This is a genomic window from Rhizobium sp. BK289 (assembly GCF_014193575.1).
Lineage (GTDB): Bacteria > Pseudomonadota > Alphaproteobacteria > Rhizobiales > Rhizobiaceae > Rhizobium > Rhizobium tropici_C.
Window position 1 is genome coordinate 329,606 of the sequence record NZ_JACHZO010000006.1, and the last position, 20,867, is coordinate 350,472.

Genomic DNA, 20,867 nt, shown 5'->3' on the forward strand with positions numbered 1-20,867 from the left:
TCTTTAAGTCATTGCGCGGCCGGCTTGGCCTCGTTGTTTTATCTTCCGGCCACCATATGAGTCTGCGATCTTTCAGCGCAGTGGGTGGTCGAAGGGTCGAGTCTCTGGAGCATTTCAATGTTTAGCTGGTTCGAACGCCGACTAAATCCATTCCCGAGCGAAGTGCCGGATACGCCGCCGCGCGGCCTCTTCGCCTTCTGCTGGCATTATTCCAAGCCGGCGCTGCCGTGGCTCATCGCCATGAGCATTCTCACCATGTCGATCGCTATCGGCGAGGTGGCGCTGTTCCAGTTCCTCGGCGATATCGTCGACTGGTTGACGAAGGCAGACAAGGCGACCTTCCTGCAGACGGAATGGCCCAAGCTGTTCTGGATGGGGGCGATGGTGCTGATCGGCTTGCCAGCTGCGGCGATCCTCGACAGCTTCATCATGCACCAGGTGCTGCTCGGCAACTATCCGATGATTGCGCGCTGGCAGATGCATCGCTTCCTGCTGCGCCACAGCATGACCTTCTTCGCCAACGAGTTTGCGGGCCGCGTCGCCACCAAGGTGATGCAGACCTCGCTTGCCGTGCGCGAGACGGTCATGAAGATCCTCGACGTCTTCGTCTACGTCTTCACCTATTTCCTGTCGATGATCCTCGTCATCGCGGCAGCCGACTGGCGGCTGATGATTCCGATCCTGCTCTGGCTCGGCGTCTATGTCGCCATCGTCGCTTACTTTGTGCCGGTGCTGCGCAAGATCGCAGCGCAACAGGCCGATGCGCGATCGATGATGACGGGCCGCGTGGTCGACAGCTACACGAATATCGCCACGGTGAAGCTATTCTCCCATGCGGGCCGCGAGGAGACCTATGCCAGGGCCGGCATGGAGGAATTCCTCGATACCGTGCACAAGCAGATGCGCAAGGTGACGCTGTTCCACGCCTCGGTCTATTTCAACAACTGCGCGGCACTGTTCATCGTCTCGGCTCTGTCGATCTGGTTCTGGCTCAACGGCTCGATCTCCGTCGGCTCCATCGCCATTGCCATCGGCCTTGCCATGCGCGTCAACGGCATGTCGCAGTGGGTGATGTGGGAGGTTTCGGCGCTCTTCGAAAATATCGGCACCGTCTATGACGGCATGGAGATGATGACGAAGCCGCACGATATCGTCGACAAGCCGGCGGCATCGCCAATCGTGGCCAAGCAGGGTGCGATCCGCTTCGACCACATTCGCTTCCATTACGGCAAGGCGAAGGGTGTCATGGAAGACCTGACCCTCGATATCCGCGCGGGCGAAAAGGTCGGTCTTGTCGGCCGTTCCGGTGCCGGCAAGACGACGCTGATGAACTTGCTGCTGCGCTTCTACGATCTGGAGGGCGGTCGCATCACCATCGACGGCCACGATATTGCCGGGGTAACGCAGGACAGCCTTCGCTCGATGATCGGCGTGGTGACGCAGGACACATCGCTGCTGCACCGCTCGATCCGCGACAACATCGCCTACGGCCGTCCGGACGCGACCGACGAGGACATCATCCAGGCGGCCAAGCGCGCCAATGCCTGGGACTTCATCGAAGGTCTGGTGGATATGCATGGCCGCACCGGGCTCGACGCGCAGGTCGGCGAGCGCGGCGTCAAGCTTTCCGGTGGCCAGCGCCAGCGTATCGCGATTGCCCGCGTCTTCCTGAAGGACGCGCCGATCCTGGTACTCGACGAGGCAACCTCGGCGCTCGATTCCGAAGTGGAAGCGGCGATCCAGGAAAACCTCTTCGCGCTGATGCACGGCAAGACGGTGATCGCCATCGCCCACCGCCTGTCGACCCTGACAGAGATGGACCGCCTCGTCGTCCTCGACAAGGGCCGGATCATCGAGATGGGCACGCATCAGGAACTGGTCCAGGAGGGCGGCATCTATGCCGAACTCTGGAGCCGGCAATCGGGTGGCTTCCTCGCCGACCACGAAGAGGTCGAGGCGGCTGCGCAATAATGAATCGGAGAGCTGGGGCGCCACGGCGCCCCATCATTGTTTCAACGATCTTCTCGTCCGTGCCATATGCGCAGAATGAAAACAGTCGAGCCTGCAATTTCGTAGCGCATTTCATAAGCGCTTACCAGGATGCGCCTGACGTCGCGAGGCTCGAATTCTTCAAGTCTTTCCCCGATGCGCGGATGCTGAAGGAGCTGCGGCGGAGCGGATGAAAGAGTTTGTGCGGCTCTGATTGCCGCAGGCCTGTTGACCGGTGCCAGAAAGTCGTAGACGCGGATCAAATCGGATTGTGCTTTCGCAGTCCACTTGATTTCGATCAACGGGATTGAGCCTCGTCTTCCGACGTGCCCAAGCTGCGCACCCAATCCCCAATAAGCTGATGGTCGACAACATTCCCGGCATCCACATCGGCCAGTGCTTCAAGTGTCAGCCTGTGACGCTCTTCCTGCAGAGCGACCCAGTCATTGAGTGCTTGCTTCACGATCCATCCCCGGGAGCGCTCCAGCCGAGCGGCTATCTGGTCAACTTTTTCCGCCAACGACAGCGGAACATGTGTCGTCAGAACTTTCGTATCGGCCGTCTTGTTGTTCATTTCGATCGCGTCCTATCCCTTGCTATAAAATAGGCGAATGATAGATTTTGTATAGATTTTATCGGATTCAATCTTTCTGATTAAGGTTGATTAAATCACCGATGACGAACGGAACTCAAGTGCGCGGCTGAACATGAAGAAAATATAAGCCTTTCTGCGGCACGCCGTGAGTTTGCGTGTGTCTCAAAATTCCCTATATCGCTGGCATGCTCATCCGCTCCGTATACCGTCTCTTCGAGACCTGGATTGATCCCTATTACCGCAGCGGCGATCTCCGGCCGCCGCGGTCGCTCGGCGCGTTCATCTGGTATTATGTCAGCCAGGCCAAGGGGCCTTTCCTGGCGATGGCGGCGCTCGGCGGGGCCGTCGCCATGCTCGAAGCGGCGCTGTTCTGGTTCGTCGGCCATCTCGTTGATATCCTTGACAAGGTGAAGCCGGGCGAGGGGTGGAGCGGGCTGCTTGCCGGCCACGGCGCGACGCTGCTCGGCATGGTTTTCGTCGTCCTTGTCGTGCGTTTCGTGGTGGTCAGCCTCGGTGCATTGGTCGAGGAGCAGGTGGTCGTGCCGGGGTTTCTCAACCTCGTGCGCTGGCAGGCCTACCGGCATGTGGCGAGACAATCCGTCGAATTCTTCCAGAACGATTTTTCCGGCCGCGTCGTCACCAAGGTCTGGTCGGCAGGGCAGGCGACGGGCGATCTCGTTGTCTCGCTGCTGCAGGTCGTCTGGTTCATCATCATCTATGCGGCATCGACCATCGCGCTGGTCGGCGGACTGGATTGGCGGCTTGCACTTGTGATCGCGGTCTGGATCGGTGTCTTCTCCATGCTTGCGCGCTATTTCGTGCCGCGCATCCGCAGGCATGCGCGCAATGCGGCCGAAGCGTCATCGATGCTGAACGGCCGCATGGTCGATGCCTATGCCAACATTCAGACGCTGAAGCTCTTCGGCCGCGAAGAACAGAACGACTATTACATCCGCAATGGCTTCGACCGCTTTCAGGCGGCCGTCATGCCGTTTACGCGATTGCTGACCGGCGTGCGTTCGTCGCTTGCGCTGCTCTCCGGCGTCATGATCACCACCATCGGCGCGCTGGCTGTCCATCTCTGGCTATCGGGCGAAATTTCGACCGGCGGCGTCGCCTTCACACTCAGCATGGTGCTGCGGTTGAACATGCTCTTCGGCCGCATGATGGCGCAATTCAACGCCATCATGCGCAACCTCGGCACGATCCAGAATTCGGCCGAAATGATCTCCGAACCGATTGGCCTTGTCGACCGGGCAGATGCCAGGGACCTGACGATCACGGGCCCCGAAATCCGTTTCGACAATGTGGCTTTTCACTATGGGCGCGGCGGGGGTGTCATCGACAATTTTTCCCTCAACGTCGCCGCCGGCGAGAAGGTCGGCATCGTCGGCCGCTCGGGTGCGGGCAAGACGACGCTCGTCAATCTGCTGCTGCGCTTCTATGATCTCGAGGGCGGCCATATCCTGATCGACGGCCAGGACATCGCCGCGGTGCGGCAGGAATCTCTGCGCGGCGCGATCGGCATGGTGACGCAGGATACGGCGCTGCTCAATCGCTCCATTCGCGACAATATCCTTTTCGGCCGTCCCGATGCCACAGACGAGCAGATGGTGGAAGCGGCGCGGCAGGCCGAGGCGGATCGCTTCATCACCGCTCTGGAGGATCAGAAGGGGCGCACCGCCTATGCCGCCCATGTCGGTGAGCGCGGCGTCAAGCTTTCAGGCGGCCAACGCCAGCGCATCGCGATCGCGCGCGTCATGCTGAAGGACGCGCCGATTCTGGTGCTCGACGAGGCGACATCGGCGCTGGATTCGGAGGCCGAGGCCGTGCTGCAGTCCAACCTCGATGTGCTGATGAAGGGCAAGACGGTTCTCGCCATCGCGCACCGGCTCTCGACCATCGCCAAGCTCGACCGGTTGATCGTCATCGACAAGGGCAAGATCATCGAAGAGGGGACGCATGACGAGCTGATTGCCCGCGGCGGCCTCTATTCCGAGCTCTGGGCCCGTCAATCCGGCGGCTTCATCGCGGTGGATGCCGATTGACCGGCATCGGGCCTAATTGATCGCGGCGTCGTTTGAACCACCGCTGCGAGGCACGCTGAAGTCCGTCATCAAGCCAAAATGGTTCGAGCCCATAGCGTTGCGAATCTGCTTGACCGATATCAGCCTCAGTGGCGCGCGGGCGAAGACGTGATCGATGCTGACGCCGTAGGCACCTAAAGCGATCGGCCAGGTCGCAGGTTCGGGGAAGGCATGGCGAAGGCCCGTCGCGGCCAGGAACTCGCGCATGTCGGGAGCGATGACCGACGCGTTGAAATCTCCTGCGAGAATCAACGGCCCTTTCACGTCGTTCAGGGCCGGAGCGAGGAGGCCGAGTTCGATCTGGTGGAATGCATCGAAATAGGGTTTGCTCAGATGCACCGAGGCGAAATTCACGGGCTGGCCGTCCATGTCGATGGCGGCCAGAATGAAGCGATTGTCCCAGAGGCTGCCGAGGCTGCGCATCAGCTGACTTTGGAACGGCCTTTTCGACAGCAGCAGGGAGTCGCAATCGGTGGTCATTACGCCGCAACCGATGCGGTAAGGATAGACCTTGGTGATGCGGTCCATCTCGGAAAGGATTGGCCCCGCCTCAAAAATTTCGACGACATCGGCTTTCGAGGTGATAACGAAATCGGCGATGCGGGCGCCGTTTTCGAAATTGCTATCCTCGATGTTGAAGGATAGGAGCCTGAAATTTTTGCCACCTGCCTCTGCCGAGGCGAGGAGGGAAGACGCTGCGTATTCCTGGAGCATGAGGAGCGAATGGACCAGCAGCACGGTTCCGGCCGCCGTCAGGAACAGCGCGTACCAGTGACGCTTGAAGACGAATGCGATCAAGGCAAGCAGGATCGCAAAGAGGCTCACGTGGGTCTGCAGGCTTTCGAAGAAGGCCAGCAACCAGGAATCGGCGATATAGCGCGCCGCAAGGATTCCCAGCGCCAGCGTGGCGAGAACGCACAGAACGCAATAAATCGTGTGTCTCATGGCAAGTTCTCGTGCTTCATGTTCCGATGTTTTGACGGCACAAGGCAACAGTGACAATCGTCCACAAATCGCAAGACAAATCTATTTGGTTTTAAGAGGTAAAGGCTCATGCTGACGATGGACAAAGCTGCGATGATCACGCGGACTTTTGCGCTGCAGCATTGAAATTATTGCTTATTTTGCGATGCGGCAGGAAGGAATACTATATGAATCCACTGTTTTTTCATGCGCTTAACCTTCACGCTGCCGGGAGGGGGAGCTTGAGCTTCGAACCTGCGACGCAATAGCGCGATTTTGCCGCGACATTGTGCCCTCTCCCCTTGCCAAGACTGGACATAATTTGCGATCAAGCTTAGAACGCAGCGGGTTACGGAGGAATCTATGGCGGAATTATGGTCGCATTGATTCGCCGTTAGTGAGAGGGGTACCGCGGTTTTGCCGTGGTTTGCGGGAAGAGGATGTGCAGCCTTGAGCGAGCATAGTACGACAGTTGATTCCACCGGCGAGCCGACTCGTCGCGATTTCCTTTATTTGACGACAGGCATGGCCGGCGCGGTGGGTGCAGCTGCCGTCGCATGGCCGTTTATCGACCAGATGCGGCCGGACGCATCGACACTCGCTCTTGCATCCATCGAAGTCGACGTGTCGAGCCTGGAGCCTGGCATGTCCCTGACCGTGAAGTGGCGGGGCAAGCCCGTCTTCATCCGCAACCGCACGCAGAAAGAAATCGACGATGCCAAGGGCACGCAGCTTTCGGATCTGAAGGATCCGATCGCTCGCAACGCCAATCTTCCGTCCGATGCACAGGCAACCGACGTTGCCCGTTCGGCCGGCGAGGGCAAGGAAAACTGGCTCGTCATGATCGGCGTCTGCACCCATCTGGGTTGCATCCCGCTCGGCCAGGCAGGTGAATATGGCGGGTGGTTCTGTCCCTGCCATGGTTCGGTCTACGATACCGCCGGTCGCATCCGCCATGGGCCTGCGCCGCAGAACCTCTTCATACCGCAATATGCGTTTACGTCGGAAAAGAAGATCAAGGTCGGTTGAGGGGGAGCTGAATCATGAGTGGTCATTCGTCTTACGAGCCATCCACAGGGCTCGAAAAATGGGTCGACGCGCGGCTTCCGCTGCCGCGTATGGTCTATGATAGTTTCATCGCCTATCCGGTCCCGCGCAATCTGAACTATGCCTATACGTTCGGCGCCATGCTCTCCGTCATGCTGCTTTTGCAGATCCTGACCGGTGTCGTTCTTGCCATGCATTATGCGGCCAATACGGCGATCGCCTTCAATTCGGTCGAAAAGATCGTCCGCGACGTCAACCACGGCTGGCTTCTGCGCTACATGCATGCCAACGGCGCGTCCTTCTTCTTCGTGGCCGTCTATCTCCATATCGCCCGCGGTCTCTACTACGGCTCGTACAAGGCGCCGCGCGAAATCCTCTGGATTCTCGGCGTGATCATCTACCTGCTGATGATGGCGACTGCCTTCATGGGCTACGTACTGCCCTGGGGTCAGATGTCCTTCTGGGGTGCGACTGTTATCACCGGTTTCTTCTCGGCCTTTCCATGGGTCGGCGACTGGATCCAGACCTTCCTGCTCGGCGGCTTTGCCGTCGACGATCCGACGCTCAACCGCTTCTTCTCGCTGCACTACCTGCTGCCGTTCATGATTGCTGGTGTTGTCATCCTGCACATCTGGGCGCTGCATGTGACCGGCCAGACGAACCCCACCGGCGTCGAAGTCAAGCTGAAGACGGATACAGTGGCCTTCACGCCCTATGCGACGCTGAAGGACGCACTCGGCGTCTCCATCTTCCTGCTGGTCTTCGCCTATTTCGTCTTCTACCTGCCGAACTTCCTCGGCCACGCCGACAATTACATTGCGGCCAATCCGCTGAAGACGCCGGCCCACATCGTTCCGGAGTGGTACTTCCTGCCGTTCTACGCGATGCTGCGCTCGATCACCTTCAACATCGGGCCGATCGATTCCAAGCTCGGCGGTGTCTTGACGATGTTCGGCGCGATCATCGTGCTGTTCTTCCTGCCGTGGCTCGATACGTCGAAGGTTCGTTCGGCCGTCTATCGCCCGTGGTACAAGCTGTTCTTCTGGCTGTTCATTGCCGACGCCGTCCTGCTCGGCTGGCTCGGCTCGCAGCCGGCGGAAGGCATCTACACCACGGCCGCGCAGTTCGCGACGCTGTTCTACTTCCTGTTCTTCCTCGTCGTCATGCCGGTGCTTGGCATAGTCGAGACACCGAGGCGCATTCCGAATTCGATTACGGAGGCGGTTCTTGAAAAGCAGGGCGTCAATAAAAAAGACGCCGTCGCGATGAGCGCCTGAGCGGTTGGAAGGAAGAAAACGATGAAAAAGATTGTTGCCGGCCTTCTCTCGCTTGCCCTGATCGGCGGCTCCATGACGGTAGCCGCCATGGCGGCGGAGACGAAACCAGCCGCAGAGAACGAAACGCCGCATTATCCGCTGAAGGAACCGCGCGAGCAGCATTGGACCTTCGCCGGCCCGTTCGGCTATTACGACAAGGCCCAGCTGCAGCGTGGTCTCAAGGTCTATACGGAAGTCTGTTCCGCCTGCCATTCGATGAAGCTGGTGGCTTACCGCACGCTGGAAGACCTCGGCTATACGGAAGCCCAGGTGAAGGCCTTCGCCGCCAATTATGAAGTGCAGGACGGGCCAAACCCCCAGGGCGAGATGTTCACCCGCAAGGCACTTCCGTCGGACCATTTCAACTCGCCGTTCCCGAACGACGAGGCTGCTGCGGCCTCCAATAACGGAGCGGTGCCGCCTGACATGTCGCTGCTTGCCAAGGCGCGTGAAGTCGAACGCGGCTTCCCGCAGTTCATCTTCGATATCTTCACTCAGTATCAGGAAGGCGGCCCGGACTATATCTACTCGCTGCTGACTGGCTATGAAGAGCCGCCGGCTGGCTTCAAGGTGCCGCAGAACTCGCACTACAATCCGTATTTCGATGCGGCCGCGACCTTTGCGATGCCGAAGCCGCTTTCGGATGGACAGGTAACCTACGACGATGGCGCGCCGCAGACCGTCGATCAGTATGCGCGCGATGTGTCCGCATTCCTGATGTGGACATCCGAACCGCATCTGGAAGACCGTAAGCATCTCGGCTTCATGGTCATGGTGTTCCTGCTGATCTTCTCGATATTGATCTATCTTACCAAGCGCTCCGTCTATGCCAAAGCCGGCGCTCACTGAGTATTGTGATGCTTCAACGAAAAGGCGGCCCGTCGAGGCCGCCTTTTTTGTTGGTATGGAGCGCTGGTCTTGATAGGGTGCGGCCGGCCCTATCATAGCCTGAGAGTACGTATTTCATGAACACCATTGCTTCGGAGCTCGCTGCCAGCATCCGCTCCATTCCGGATTATCCCAAACCCGGTATCATCTTCCGCGACATCACCACGATGCTTGGCGACGCCAGGGCATTCCGCCGTGCTGTCGATGCGCTGGTGCAGCCCTACGCCGGCACGAAGATCGACAAGGTCGCTGGAATGGAGGCGCGCGGCTTCATTCTGGGCGGCGCGGTGGCGCATCAGCTGTCATCCGGCTTCGTGCCGATCCGCAAGAAGGGCAAGCTGCCGCACGATATCGTCCGCATCGCCTACAGCTTGGAATATGGGGTGGACGAGATGGAGATGCATCGCGATGCCGTCAATCCGGGCGAGAGGGTCATTCTCGTGGACGATCTCATCGCAACGGGCGGCACCGCCGTCGGCGCGACGAAGCTTCTGCGGCAGATCGGAGCCGAAGTGGTTGCCGCCTGCTTCGTGATCGATTTGCCTGATCTCGGCGGCCGCAAGAAGCTCGAAGAGCTCGATGTGCCGGTTCATACCCTGGTGGAATTCGCCGGACACTGAGTATGCTCGTTAGACTGGCGGGGCCGCGTCGACGGCACCGCCGGCCGCTATTCGAAGGCCAGCACGGTGCTTTCGAAGCGCAGGGCCGGGACGCCATGCTGATTTATGCCATCGCAGCTGAGTGTGTAGAGCGCCCAGCCGGGGCGCGAGGCGAGTGGCCGGCTGCCGAGGATCGCAACGCCATAGCTGATCGTGTCGCCGGCAAAGACCGGCCTTAGCCATTGCAGGTTCTTGAACCCCGGAGAGGGACCGAGATTGGGCGGCGTCTTGCCCTCGGCGATCAGCCGTGCGGTCTCGGACTTCCAGTAATCGACGAAAGTGCGCATCCACATGGAGCAACTATGCCAACCGGAGGCGCAGAGCCCGCCGAATAGGGATTGCTTTGCCGCTTCAGCATCCATGTGGAAGATCTGCGGATCGAAGCGCGAGGCAAAATGGATGATGCCCTCCGGCGTGAAGGTATGGCTGCCGATGTCGATGCGTTCGCCGACAGCGTAGACGTCGCTCAACTTCATGCCGAAACCTCCGCGACGCTGCGCATGCGGATCATGACCGCGTTCTCTCCGAGGCAGACGAGCTCGCCGCGCTGGTTCTCGACCTCATGGCGAAACTTGACGATGCCGATGCCTGGACGAGAGCGCATGGGGCGTATCTCGACGACGATGGACCGGCCTGAGAGAGTATCTCCGGCCAGAACCGGCTTCTTCCATTCCATGAAATCAATACCAGGCGCACCCTGCGCGTCGGTAGCGAGGAGGTAGGAATCGCACATCATGCGCATGAACATGGATGAAGTATGCCAGCCGGAGGCTGCGAGGCCGCCGAGAATACTGGCGCGGCCTGCCTCCTCATCCAGATGCATCGGTTGAGGGTCGAATTCACTAGCGAATTCTATGATCTCCGCCGCCATCACATGTCTAGGGCCGAGCGGAAATTCCCGTCCCGGCTGAAAGTCTTCATAGACGAGTTTCGTCATCTTTCCTTCCATCCTCCCATTCTGCCTATGGGCCATCGCATCTGGGTGGCGATGGCGCAAGCATTTTCGTGGTCGCAGGGAGGGCAAAGATCTGCAGCTGAGCCGGCGCTCCGGTGGGCGCCGGCAGCCGAAAAGCAATCAGGTGTTGAAGCGGAAGTGGATGACGTCGCCGTCCTGGACGACGTATTCCTTGCCTTCGTCGCGCGCCTTGCCAGCTTCCTTGGCGCCGGTCTCGCCATTGTAGGCGATGTAATCGTCATAGGCGATCGTGTTGGCGCGGATGAAGCCGCGTTCGAAATCCGAATGGATGACGCCGGCGGCCTGCGGCGCCTTCGTGCCCTGTTCGATGGTCCAGGCGCGCGTTTCCTTCGGTCCCACGGTGAAATAGGTGATGAGGTGCAGGAGCTTGTAACCTGCGCGGATCAGGCGGTCGAGGCCAGCTTCATCGAGGCCGAGCGCGGAGAGGAATTCCTTCGCCTCTTCGTCGGGCAGCTGCGCCACTTCCGCCTCGATGGCGGCGGAAATGATGACGACTTCCGAATTTTGCTCCTTGGCCATGGCGGCGACGGCCGCCGTATGCTCGTTGCCGGTCGCGGCATCACCTTCGGCGACGTTGCAGACGTAGAGCACCGGGTGCGAGGTCAGAAGGTTCAGGCTCTTGAGAATGCGGATCTCTTCGGCATCAAGCTTCGACAGCAGAGTGCGCACCGGCTTGCCTTCCTGAAGCAGCTTCAACGAGGCTTCCATGATCGGCAGCATCGCCATGGATTCCTTGTCCTTGCCGGTGGCGCGCTTGCGCGTCTGCTCGGTACGGCGCTCAAGGCTCTCGAGATCGGCGAGCATCAGCTCGGTCTCGATCGTTTCGGCATCGGCGACGGGATTGATGCGGCCCTCGACATGGGTGATGTCGCTGTCTTCGAAACAGCGCAGCACATGCACGATGGCGTCGACCTCGCGGATATTGGCGAGGAACTGGTTGCCGAGGCCTTCACCCTTTGACGCGCCGCGCACGAGGCCGGCAATATCGACGAAGGAGATGCGCGTCGGGATCAGTTCCTTCGACTTGGCGATGTCGGCGAGCTTGCGCATGCGCGGGTCGGGGACGGCGACTTCGCCCGTGTTCGGCTCGATGGTACAGAACGGATAGTTTGCCGCCTGTGCCGCCGCCGTCTTGGTCAGCGCGTTGAACAGAGTGGACTTGCCGACATTCGGCAGCCCGACGATACCGCATTTGAAACCCATGGCACCTTGTCCATATCTTGAAAATCTTTGCAGTGCCTATGGGGGAAGGGCCGTTGCGGGTCAAGTCTTGTGCGGGCAAGGAGGCTTTTTTCTGCCGAAAGGGAGGCGGGAGTCGCTCGAATGCCCCTTTGCCTTCCTTAATAGATGCCGTCGTCCTTGAACCGCGTGGTGCGCTGCACTATAATTTCTCCCTATTAGCCCAAAACTCTTTCCCCTGTCGTCAACGGTGATGCCGATGAGTGACAATGATGTTGTCCTGAAGCCAAAGCCTAAAACCAAGCCCAAGGTCGAAAGGCCGAAGCTCTATAAGATCATTCTCGTGAACGACGATTATACGCCGCGGGAATTCGTGATCATGGTGCTGAAGGCCGTCTTCCGCATGAGCGAGGAGACCGGCTATCGCGTTATGATGACGGCGCATAAGCTCGGTACTTGCGTGGTCATGGTCTGTGCGCGGGATATTGCCGAGACGAAGGCGCAGGAGGCGGTCGATCTTGCCAAGAGCGCCGGTTTCCCGCTGATGTTCACGACAGAGCCGGAAGAATAGGAATGACTGCGACCCGTTAGGTCGCCGAGGTACGGCGGACCTGGAAGCCGGTCTTGTCCTGCTTGAAGCCGCAATTGGCATAGAAGCGTAGCGTTGCTGGATTTTTCGAGCCGGTCAGCAGCATGACCTTGTAGCAGTTCCTCTCCCAGGCGATTGCGAATGCCTTGCGGATGACCGTGCCGGCGAGACCGCGTCGCCGATAATCGGCGTGGGTCACCACATTCTCGATCAAGGCATAGGGCGCGCCGCCGCGCGTGAGATTTGGGATGACGGTCAGCGTCACGGAAGAGACGGCCTTGTCGCCATCAAAGGCGGCGAGGATCGTCATGCCGGGATGGGCAAGGATTTCCGCCAGGCGGCTCTCCGCCAGCCCTAGCTCCAGCACCGGATCTTCCGCGTTCAGGTGCTGGTAAAGTGCAAGCAGCGTCAGCAGGTCCGCCATCGCAACCGGCCTGATGGGGAGATTGGCGACGTCTTCGATGGCTGTCTGCGACATCTCAATTGTCCTTCTTGCCGAACATCCTCTTCAGCATTTCCGCCATGGGACCGGTTTCCGGAATCTTCGGCTGGCTGTGATTGCGTGCCTGATGGATATGGGACTTGGCCGGTGCCTTCTTCTCCGGCCTTGGCTTGTCCTCTTCCGCCTTGCCGCCCAGGGCAAGCGCGATCTTGTTCATCAGCTGCGAATCCTCGCCGCGCACCAGCATGTCGGCGTTGTCGGCAAGTGCGTCGAACAGCGGTTCCAGCCAGCTTTGGTCCGCTTTGGCGAAATCGCCGAGAACGTGGTTGTGCACCAGCTCCTTGACACCGGGATGACCGATGCCGAGGCGCAGGCGTCGATAGTCCTTGCCGCAATGGGCGTCGATCGATTTAATGCCGTTGTGTCCGCCATGACCGCCGCCGGTCTTCAGCCGCGCCTTGGCCGCCGGCAGATCCAGTTCGTCGTAGATCACCACGAGGTCGGAGGGTTGGAGCTTGTAGAAGCGCATGGCTTCGCCAACGGCTTCGCCCGAGAGATTCATGAAAGTCTGCGGCTTGATGAGCAGCACCTTCTGGCCGGCGAGCTCGCCTTCGGCAATCTCCGCCTTGAACTTCTTCGACCAAGGCGAAAAGTTATGGCGGCGATAGATCGCATCCACGGCCATGAAGCCGATATTGTGGCGGTTGCCCTGATATTTGGCGCCCGGATTGCCGAGGCCCGCGATGAGAAGCATGCGCTTCACCCCTTGGAAAATATCGATGCCCTTCACCACAGGGATTTGGCGGCAAAGTCAAGGCGGGATGCGGTCAGTCGCCGAGGTTGAGGCCGTACTTCAGGTAAATCTGCTTTTGCGTTCCGTCGGCGATCTGCGCATTCAGCGCTGCCTGCATCCTGTTCAGAAGGTCGGTCGGGAAATCCTTCTGACAGGCGATCCCCATGGGCTGCTGGGAAAGGATGGTCACCTTCTCCACGGCATTCCCCTGGGCTTTCAGCTTGTCGAAATAGAATTCCGAAATCGGCATCAGGTCGATGCGATCGCTCATCAGTTTCTTGAGCGTGGCCTTGAAATCGCTGCCGACGTCGATGCGCGGGAAATTGTTCCGGCGCAGTATCGTCTCCGTATAGTCCTCCCGCCAGGTGCCGACGAGATATTTCCTGGCTTCGTCAATGGTGGCGGCAGCAATCTTCGAGCCGCTATGCTTGATCAGGATACTGCGATCGATCAGCAACGGTTGCACCCATTTAAAGAGCGGATCGCGTTCTTCATTGTGGGCGGTCGCAAAGACACAGGTCATGGGCTCCGCCAGCGCCTCATTATAGGCCCGCGCCCAGGGCATGATGGCGATGGTATAGTCGACGCCGATATCGGCCATCACCTTCTGCACCTGTTCGGTGATCGCTCCGACAGCCGTCTTGCCGTCGCGATAATTGAAGGGCGGATATTCCTCGGTGGTGAAATGAACTGTTTCGGCGCGGGCCGGAGAGAAAAGGAATAGCGAAAACAGGCTGATTGCAATCGTGAGCAGCGGCTTTCGCATGCGGTTCCTCATCGCTATGACGCTTGCGCTATGGGTGAAGGATAATCCTGCTGCTGGCTGACGAGCGTCTTTGCCAGTATATCCGGATGCAGCGGCCGATAGAACAGGTAGCCTTGGCCGTAATCAATGCCCATGGTGCGCAGCGTCGCGCACTCCTCTTCGGTTTCCACGCCTTCGGCGATGACCGTGCAGTTCATCTTGTGCGACAGCGTGGTGATGCTTTCGACGAGCATGCGGCTCTTGGAGCTGACATCGGATGCGGTATCGTTGATCGCGCGGATGAAGGACTGATCGATCTTGATGATATCGACCGGGAAGCGATTGATATAGCTGAGCGATGAATAGCCAGTGCCGAAATCGTCGAGTGCGATGCGGCAGCCGTAGCGGCAAATCTCGTTGATGACCATGCGTGTCTCCGGATTGTCGTCCATGAGCACGGCTTCGGTAATTTCGACGACGATGCGCCGGGCAGGAACGTCATAGCTCGAAAGCAAGGCGGCAATGCGCAGCGGCAATTCGGGCTCGAATTGCAGGGGCGAGAAGTTGATGGCGAGATAAGTGTCCTGCATGCCATCGAGACGCGACAGGCGCGCGAAATTGGCGATCGCCTTTTCCATGATGCGGTTGCCGATGCGAATGATCGAGCCTGTCTCTTCGGCGACCTCGATGATGCGGGCAGGGGGCAGGATACCCTTCTGCGGATGGTGCAGGCGCATCAGCGCCTCGAAGCCGGCGATCGAACGGTCGTCGATATTCACCACCGGCTGCAGATAGGCCTCGAACCAGTCCTCCGCGAGGCCGGCTTCGATGTGGCTTTCCAGTTCGGCGCGGCGGCGCGAGTCATCGAGCATGCCGTTGTCGAAGATTTGTGCGCCGTTCTTGCCGTCGCGCTTCTTGGCATACATGGCGATATCGGACTTCAGCAGCAGTTCGGCCGCATTGGCCGCATGGCGCGGATAGATGGCGATGCCGATGCTGGCGCTGAGGCGCGCATCGCCATGGAACGGCGCTTCGAAGATTTCGGCGATGCGGGAGGCCATCTCCATAGCTCTCGCTTCGGCGTTTTCCGCCAGCAGCAGGATCGCGAATTCATCACCCCCCAGGCGGGCGGCGATGTCACCCGATTTCAGGCATGTCTGCAGGCGGGAGACGAGCTCGCGCAGGGCCGCGTCGCCGGCAGCATGGCCCATATTGTCGTTGATCCATTTGAACCGGTCGAGATCGATGAAGAGACAGGCAAGTTCGCGCTGGCGCAGATCGGCCTCGTTGATCTTGGCGTCCAGTGCGGTCTCGAAGCCCTGACGGTTGAGGAGGCCGGTCAGGTGATCGGTGATGGCCTGCCGGAGGTTCTTGTCCTCGGACTGCTTGAGCTCGGTGACGTCGGTCATGACGGAAAGCGAAAGGCCGTCCTGGATCGCGGTGGTCTCCAGAATCAGGACGTCCATCACCCGTCCGTTCCGGCACAAGAACTTGACGGTGACCGCTAGACGGGCGGCGGTATCGGGATTGCCGTTCTTGCGCTCGACATACTGAGCCCGCGATTCCGGCAGGACCAGGCTTGCAAACTCGCGGCCGATCACCTCGGCGCGGCCATAGCCGGTTGTGGCGAGCCAGTAGTCGCTGACGGCGGCGATGCAATCGTCCTTGTCGAGGGAAAAAAGCATGGCGGGCGTCAGGTTATAGGTATCGGTGGCGCGGCGATGGGCAAGCTTCAGTTCGGTTTCCTCGCGTTGCAGCTTGCTCTGCATATCGTTGAAACTGCTGGCGAGCCGCCCCATTTCGTCGTTCGACTGCCAGTCGACATGATGACGAGAGCCGAGCCGCCGTGTTGCCTCGATGGCATGCGTCAGGCGCATCAACGGCTGGATAACGAAAATACGGTTGCCGATCAGCGCCGCGCCGAAGACCGTCAGCACGGCGAAAATGAAGATGGATATGAAGACGATTTCCTCGTTCTTCAGACCATCGAAGAGACCGAGCTGGGGATAGAAGACCGTGATGGTGCCGAGCCTCTTGGTGCCATCCACGCCGTTGTAGACGATCGGCCGCGCAATGGACTCCAGATTGCCCTTGTAGGATTTCGGAATAGTGGATTGGGTGACGTCGAGCTGGCCGGAGAGATCGCGCACATTGACCCGAACGATCGCGCCTTCGGCGACCGTCGTGGCGCTGATCTGGGTGACGCTATCCTCATCCAGATCCCACAGCGGTTTCGCAAGCGCCTGGGCATTGGCGACGAGCAGGACGGTTATATGATCCTTGATTTCCTTCTCGGCGCGTTCGGACGACAGGAAAAGAAAAAGGATGAAGAGCGGCGCTACGAAAACCAGCAGCGCACCGCAGACGATCGCGAAAAACCTGTTTTCGACCGAATGGCTCATTGTTCCGTTTGCTCCGCAAGCCACAGACCAGCGGATCTTGGGGGCCGCTTTCTACAACTCTTTCGCGTAGATTTTCATGAATCTGTTAAATGTTGCTGAAATTCTGGGGTTAATGGAAATCAACGATAGTATAGATTTCAAGACGTTTATATTTTTACTTTCTCTAATATTTGTTTTCGAGCATAAAAAACCCACCTTCCCTCGAAAGGGGAGGCGGGTTTCGATGCCTTAGGTTGAAGATGCCAATCAGGCGCTGGCTTCTTCACCGCCTTCTGCTTCTTCTTCAGCAAGACCGGCTGCCGGGGCAACGATCGTTGCGATCGTGAAGTCACGGTCGGCGATGACCGGGGTCACGTTCTTCGGCAGCTTGACGGCCGAGATGTGGACGCTGTCGCCGCTCTTCAGGCCGGTCAGGTCGACGGTGAAGAATTCCGGGATCGCATCGGCCGGGCAATGGACTTCGACTTCGTGGCGAACGATGTTCAGCACGCCGCCAGCCTTGAGGCCCGGGGACTTCTCGTGGTTTTCGAAGTGAACCGGGATTTCGACGGTGACCGCGGTGTTGCCGGAAACGCGCAGGAAATCGACGTGAAGCGTGAAGTCACGAACCGGATCGAGCTGGTAGTCCTTCGGCAGAACCTTGATCTTCTTACCGTCGACGTCGATCGTTGCGATCGTCGTGAGGAAGCCGCCGGCGTGGATGCGCTTCGTCACCTCATTGGTGTTGAGAGCGATGGAAATGGGGGCCTGCTTGTCACCATAGATGACAGCGGGAATCAAACCGTTGCGGCGAAGTTCACGGGCGGACCCCTTACCAACCCGTTCGCGCGCCTCGGCCTTGAGCTCGTAGTTTTCGTGGCTCATGGCTATTCCTTTCGAGGTTATTTGGAGAGTTCATCCGATCGGCCAGTGCCATGTCGGCTGAACTGGAGGAGGGCATGCCCTGCCTCATCCGCGTTGCCTCCAAGGGTGTCTACGCGGACGCGTGGCGTATAATACAAAGCGGCCAAAGGTGCAAGCACCCCGGAATGCGAAGCTTTGTGGTGGCCTTGCAACGGCTGAGACAAGCCTGCGATACCGTGTCTATCAACGCCTTGACATATACCGTCGGCCCCATCAACAGTCGAATTCAATCGATCAGGGTCAGAAAGTGAGGTCGGGCATGCGCTCTAGGGTTATTGCCGCCGCCGTTTTTTCCATAGGTCTTGCCGGCGCGCCGCAGGCTGCCGAGATTAATGAGCAGGGCGCCAGGGAACTTCGCAATATCCTCACCCAACCGCTCTCGCAGGATCTTGCCCGCAGCGATTTCGTAACCATCAAGCCGGTGGGCGACCAATACGAAATTGTCTACGATCTCGCGAAATTCTTCGACAAGATCAATTCGCGCGCCTTCTCGGTTACGGGCTTTAAACCGCTCTCCCTCTTCGCGCGGCCTCTCGAACAAGGGAGATGGCACCTGACGGGCGACAACAGTCTCGATGTCGCCCTGCATTCGCCGACTTCAGACCTTGCCTATTCCATTGCTTCCAACTCCTTCGACGGGATTTTCGATCCGAAGATCGAGATGATGCAGTCAATGGGCATCAAGAGCAGTGGTGTGAAATTCTCCAGCGTCGGTAGCGGCCCAAAGAGCGGGCGCAAGCTCGATGCCACCATCGACAGCCTCTCTTTCGCTCACACCGTCACCGACAGCAGCGAAGCCGGCAAGGTCGACCTGCAATTGCAGGGGACGCTGCAGCGTCTGAGCGAGCAATTCACCGTGCGGCCGGATGGTTCGCCCGTCACCTTCAGCGCCGACAGCGTCGATACGAACCTCACCGCCACCAGCCTGCCGGCGAAGGACCTGCGCGCGCTCATTCGCTTCTTCGTTCAGCACGTCAAGGCCAAGCAACTTTCCGAAAGCGGCAGCGAGAAGTTCGAGCAGCTGGTGCATCGCGCCTTGCCGGTTTTCGGATCGCTCAACAAGACCGTCACCCTCAACGATGTCCTGGTGGTGACCGACAAGGGCAAGGTCGGCGTGAAGCGCATCGACTACAGCTTCAAGATGGATGGCCTGACCAAGGCCTCCAACGTCAATCTGGAGCTGCGGGCCGAGCAGGTCACACCGGATTCGGGTTTCGTTTCGGCGGCTTATTCGGCATTCCTTCCGTCAACGCTCGACGTGCAGCTCGGTGTCCCCAACATCAACTTCGAGGGTCTTATCGATACCGGGCTCGATGCGATCGCCCCGCATGCCGCGCCGGTTTCCGGCGAGGCGTTGAAGCGCACGATGTTCCCGAGCGGCTATGGAACTCTGGAGTTTCCGAAGATCAGCGCCACTTCAGGCGTCTATGATGTCGAGATTTCCGGCGCGCTGAAAGGTTCGACCAAGCCGCATACCGGCTATTCGCTACAGGCGACGATCCTGGCGCGCGATTTCGACAAGACGGTTGCCGCCATCCAGGATGCCGCCAAGGCGGAACCGCGCCTGAATAAAGTTTCTTTTGGCTTGCTTGCCGCCAAGGGTTTTGCCAAGACCGATCCCGACGGTCGTCTACGCTGGGACATCGCGATGGATGAAGACCGCACAGTGACGGTCAATGGTCAGGTGATGAAGAAGCCTTGATGTCTGGGGAGCAGGCCGATGGATCGGGGCGGCAATAGAGTTTCATTCGAAAGACCGCCCGGTCCTTTTCGAATTTTCACATTTCTTTTCCATCATGTTTGGGGGTGAATTATGCGTTTCAAAGCGATTGCTGCAGCGACTGTCGTCGCTGCCGGCGTTATTGGCGGTGTGCAGGCGGCTGAGGTCAGCGAGCAGGGTGCGAAGGATCTCTATGGCAACCTGACCTATTTCCTGCCTGACGATATCGCCAAGAGCGGTGCAATCTCCGTCAAGCCGGTCGGTGCGAATTATGAGGTGACTTATGATCTGCAGAAGCTGCTCGACAAGTTGAATGTGAGCGGTTTCAACATCAGCGGACTCAAGCCTTTGATGATGCTGGCGACGCCGCTCGACAGCGGCCTTTGGAATATCGAAGGCAACAATGCCATGGACGTGACGGCGCGCTCCGAGCCTGGCAAGGGGTCTGACAGCGAGTTTCGCTATGCATTGGCCTCATCCACGGTCAAGGGCGTTTTCGATCCCGCGCTCCACTATCTGCGTTCGATGGAAATGAAGGGGCAGGGCCTTACCTTCGCCGCCAAGACGACCGACGAAAACAAGAGCGTTCAGAAGAACGACGCCACCGCCGAGAGCATCTCTTATGCGCTATCGTCGGCCGATAGCGGTGAGCCGGGCAGGCTCGATATCAAAATGGACGGCAGCCTGCAGTCGCTCTACAACAAGATCTCGTCGGATGACGAGACGCTGGGTGAAATCAAGATCGCGGCAATCGATTTCAACATGGGTGCGACGAAACTGCCCTTGAAGGCGGTGAACTCGTTGCTGCAGTTCGTCTCCGAGCACAAGGAAGAGAAGACGCTTTCGGATAAGGACAGCGAAGCACTCAAGGCCTTGGTTATGAATGCCATGCCGATCGTCGGCTCCTTCGATGAATCTGTTGCCATAAAGGACATCGCGCTTGCGACGCCGCTCGGTAATGGCGGGCTGCAGAAGATGGGCTACTCCTTCAAGATCGCCGGGCCTGCCGATGCCATGAACGCCGATTTCGGATTAAGTGCAGAAAAGCTTACTTTGGAAACGGGCATGGTACCCGAGGACTACGTCGCCTTCATTCCCGATACCGCCGATATTCAGGTGCAGGTACCGAACCTGAACTTTACCGCCCTGATGAATGTCCTGAAGGACACCAATTTCAAAGAGCCGGACGGCAATAAGGCCATCGACGAGAAGCTGCAGAAGGCCATGTTCCCCGATGGGACGGTGACCATCAACTTCCCGAAAATCAGCGCCGTTTCCGGCCTCTATGATGTCGAGGCTTCCGGCAGCATGCGCAGCTGGCTGACCGAGAAGGATCGCGTCGCCATGAAGATGACGGTTTTTGCCCGCGATCTCGACAAGACGATCGCCGCCATCCAGGAGGCGGCAAAGACCAAGGCCGATCTTTCCCAGGTCTCTTTCGGCCTGATGATGGCCAAGGGTTTTGCCAAAACGGACGCGGATGGGCGCTCGCGCTGGGATATCGATCTTTCCGATGACGGTCACGTGTCGGTCAACGGTCAGGTCGTGAAGTAAGTCATCCTCAAATCAGAATG

At 58.9% G+C, this 20,867-nt stretch carries 20 protein-coding genes; 9 read left to right on the forward strand and 11 right to left on the reverse strand.

The annotated features are described in order from the left end of the window. Positions 1-117: 117 nt before the first annotated feature. A complete protein-coding gene (locus FHT84_RS14435; protein WP_112340688.1) occupies positions 118-1,971 on the forward strand; it encodes an ABC transporter ATP-binding protein in 1,854 nt (617 codons plus the stop codon). A gap of 41 nt (positions 1,972-2,012) precedes the next feature. On the opposite strand, the gene FHT84_RS14440 is transcribed toward FHT84_RS14435, so the two are convergent. Then, complete coding sequence (locus FHT84_RS14440) at positions 2,013-2,288, reverse strand: type II toxin-antitoxin system RelE/ParE family toxin (RefSeq protein ID WP_113251149.1); 276 nt, start codon at positions 2,286-2,288, stop codon at positions 2,013-2,015. Beyond that, complete coding sequence (locus FHT84_RS14445; protein WP_112340689.1) at positions 2,288-2,563, reverse strand: ribbon-helix-helix domain-containing protein; 276 nt, start codon at positions 2,561-2,563, stop codon at positions 2,288-2,290. The genes FHT84_RS14440 and FHT84_RS14445 overlap by 1 nt, the downstream gene beginning before the upstream one ends. 206 nt (positions 2,564-2,769) lie before the next feature. Between FHT84_RS14445 and FHT84_RS14450 the strand changes: the two genes are divergently transcribed. Continuing rightward, positions 2,770-4,632: an ABC transporter ATP-binding protein gene (locus FHT84_RS14450; RefSeq protein ID WP_112340733.1), complete on the forward strand. Its 1,863-nt coding sequence runs from the start codon at positions 2,770-2,772 to the stop codon at positions 4,630-4,632. A gap of 12 nt (positions 4,633-4,644) precedes the next feature. On the opposite strand, the gene FHT84_RS14455 is transcribed toward FHT84_RS14450, so the two are convergent. Continuing rightward, positions 4,645-5,616, reverse strand: a complete 972-nt coding sequence (locus FHT84_RS14455) for an endonuclease/exonuclease/phosphatase family protein (RefSeq protein ID WP_113251093.1) — start codon at positions 5,614-5,616, stop codon at positions 4,645-4,647. 468 nt (positions 5,617-6,084) lie between these two features. On the opposite strand from FHT84_RS14455, the gene petA reads away from it, so the two are divergent. From petA to FHT84_RS14475, 4 genes are all read left to right on the forward strand, one after another. Continuing rightward, positions 6,085-6,663 carry a ubiquinol-cytochrome c reductase iron-sulfur subunit gene (gene petA / locus FHT84_RS14460; RefSeq protein WP_112340691.1) on the forward strand — a complete coding sequence of 193 codons (579 nt, stop codon included), beginning with the start codon at positions 6,085-6,087 and terminating at the stop codon, positions 6,661-6,663. Between the two features lie 14 nt (positions 6,664-6,677). Then, positions 6,678-7,958 (forward strand): cytochrome b N-terminal domain-containing protein, encoded by a 1,281-nt coding sequence (locus FHT84_RS14465; RefSeq protein ID WP_112340692.1) that lies wholly within the window; start codon positions 6,678-6,680, stop codon positions 7,956-7,958. Between the two features lie 21 nt (positions 7,959-7,979). Beyond that, positions 7,980-8,846: a cytochrome c1 gene (locus FHT84_RS14470; protein ID WP_112340693.1), complete on the forward strand. Its 867-nt coding sequence runs from the start codon at positions 7,980-7,982 to the stop codon at positions 8,844-8,846. A gap of 116 nt (positions 8,847-8,962) precedes the next feature. Then, positions 8,963-9,505, forward strand: coding sequence for an adenine phosphoribosyltransferase (locus tag FHT84_RS14475; RefSeq protein ID WP_113251094.1), 543 nt, complete (start codon positions 8,963-8,965; stop codon positions 9,503-9,505). A 47-nt stretch (positions 9,506-9,552) separates the two neighbouring features. Here the strand turns inward: FHT84_RS14475 and FHT84_RS14480 are convergent, their stop codons facing one another. The 3 genes from FHT84_RS14480 to ychF all read right to left on the reverse strand — a co-directional run bounded on the left by FHT84_RS14480 (position 9,553) and on the right by ychF (position 11,723). Next, positions 9,553-10,020 (reverse strand): MaoC family dehydratase, encoded by a 468-nt coding sequence (locus FHT84_RS14480; protein ID WP_113251095.1) that lies wholly within the window; start codon positions 10,018-10,020, stop codon positions 9,553-9,555. After that, the gene (locus FHT84_RS14485; RefSeq protein WP_112340696.1) at positions 10,017-10,481 is read right to left on the reverse strand and encodes a MaoC family dehydratase; all 465 of its coding nucleotides are present in this window, start codon (positions 10,479-10,481) and stop codon (positions 10,017-10,019) included. Before FHT84_RS14485 ends, FHT84_RS14480 begins: the two co-directional genes overlap by 4 nt. A gap of 138 nt (positions 10,482-10,619) precedes the next feature. After that, positions 10,620-11,723, reverse strand: a complete 1,104-nt coding sequence (gene ychF / locus FHT84_RS14490; protein WP_069612665.1) for a redox-regulated ATPase YchF — start codon at positions 11,721-11,723, stop codon at positions 10,620-10,622. 235 nt (positions 11,724-11,958) lie between these two features. Between ychF and clpS the strand changes: the two genes are divergently transcribed. Beyond that, positions 11,959-12,270 carry an ATP-dependent Clp protease adapter ClpS gene (gene clpS, locus FHT84_RS14495; protein ID WP_112340697.1) on the forward strand — a complete coding sequence of 104 codons (312 nt, stop codon included), beginning with the start codon at positions 11,959-11,961 and terminating at the stop codon, positions 12,268-12,270. 16 nt (positions 12,271-12,286) lie between these two features. Here the strand turns inward: clpS and FHT84_RS14500 are convergent, their stop codons facing one another. The 5 genes from FHT84_RS14500 to FHT84_RS14520 form a co-directional block, all read right to left on the reverse strand. Beyond that, entirely contained in the window at positions 12,287-12,766 is a 480-nt protein-coding gene (locus FHT84_RS14500) for a GNAT family N-acetyltransferase (RefSeq protein ID WP_113251096.1), read from the reverse strand. Between the two features lies 1 nt (position 12,767). Beyond that, positions 12,768-13,484, reverse strand: coding sequence for an aminoacyl-tRNA hydrolase (gene pth / locus FHT84_RS14505; RefSeq protein WP_113251150.1), 717 nt, complete (start codon positions 13,482-13,484; stop codon positions 12,768-12,770). Positions 13,485-13,557: 73 nt separating this feature from the next. Then, positions 13,558-14,289: a transporter substrate-binding domain-containing protein gene (locus FHT84_RS14510; RefSeq protein WP_112340699.1), complete on the reverse strand. Its 732-nt coding sequence runs from the start codon at positions 14,287-14,289 to the stop codon at positions 13,558-13,560. 14 nt (positions 14,290-14,303) lie between these two features. Further along, positions 14,304-16,670 carry an EAL domain-containing protein gene (locus tag FHT84_RS14515; protein WP_112340700.1) on the reverse strand — a complete coding sequence of 789 codons (2,367 nt, stop codon included), beginning with the start codon at positions 16,668-16,670 and terminating at the stop codon, positions 14,304-14,306. Between the two features lie 246 nt (positions 16,671-16,916). Then, complete coding sequence (locus tag FHT84_RS14520; protein ID WP_112340701.1) at positions 16,917-17,534, reverse strand: 50S ribosomal protein L25/general stress protein Ctc; 618 nt, start codon at positions 17,532-17,534, stop codon at positions 16,917-16,919. 298 nt (positions 17,535-17,832) lie between these two features. Between FHT84_RS14520 and FHT84_RS14525 the strand changes: the two genes are divergently transcribed. Both FHT84_RS14525 and FHT84_RS14530 read left to right on the forward strand, forming a co-directional pair. Beyond that, on the forward strand, positions 17,833-19,275 hold the full coding sequence (locus FHT84_RS14525; RefSeq protein WP_113251097.1) for a hypothetical protein: 1,443 nt from the start codon (positions 17,833-17,835) through the stop codon (positions 19,273-19,275). 111 nt (positions 19,276-19,386) lie between these two features. Then, positions 19,387-20,847, forward strand: a complete 1,461-nt coding sequence (locus FHT84_RS14530) for a hypothetical protein (RefSeq protein ID WP_112340704.1) — start codon at positions 19,387-19,389, stop codon at positions 20,845-20,847. The last annotated feature ends 20 nt before the right edge of the window (positions 20,848-20,867 follow it).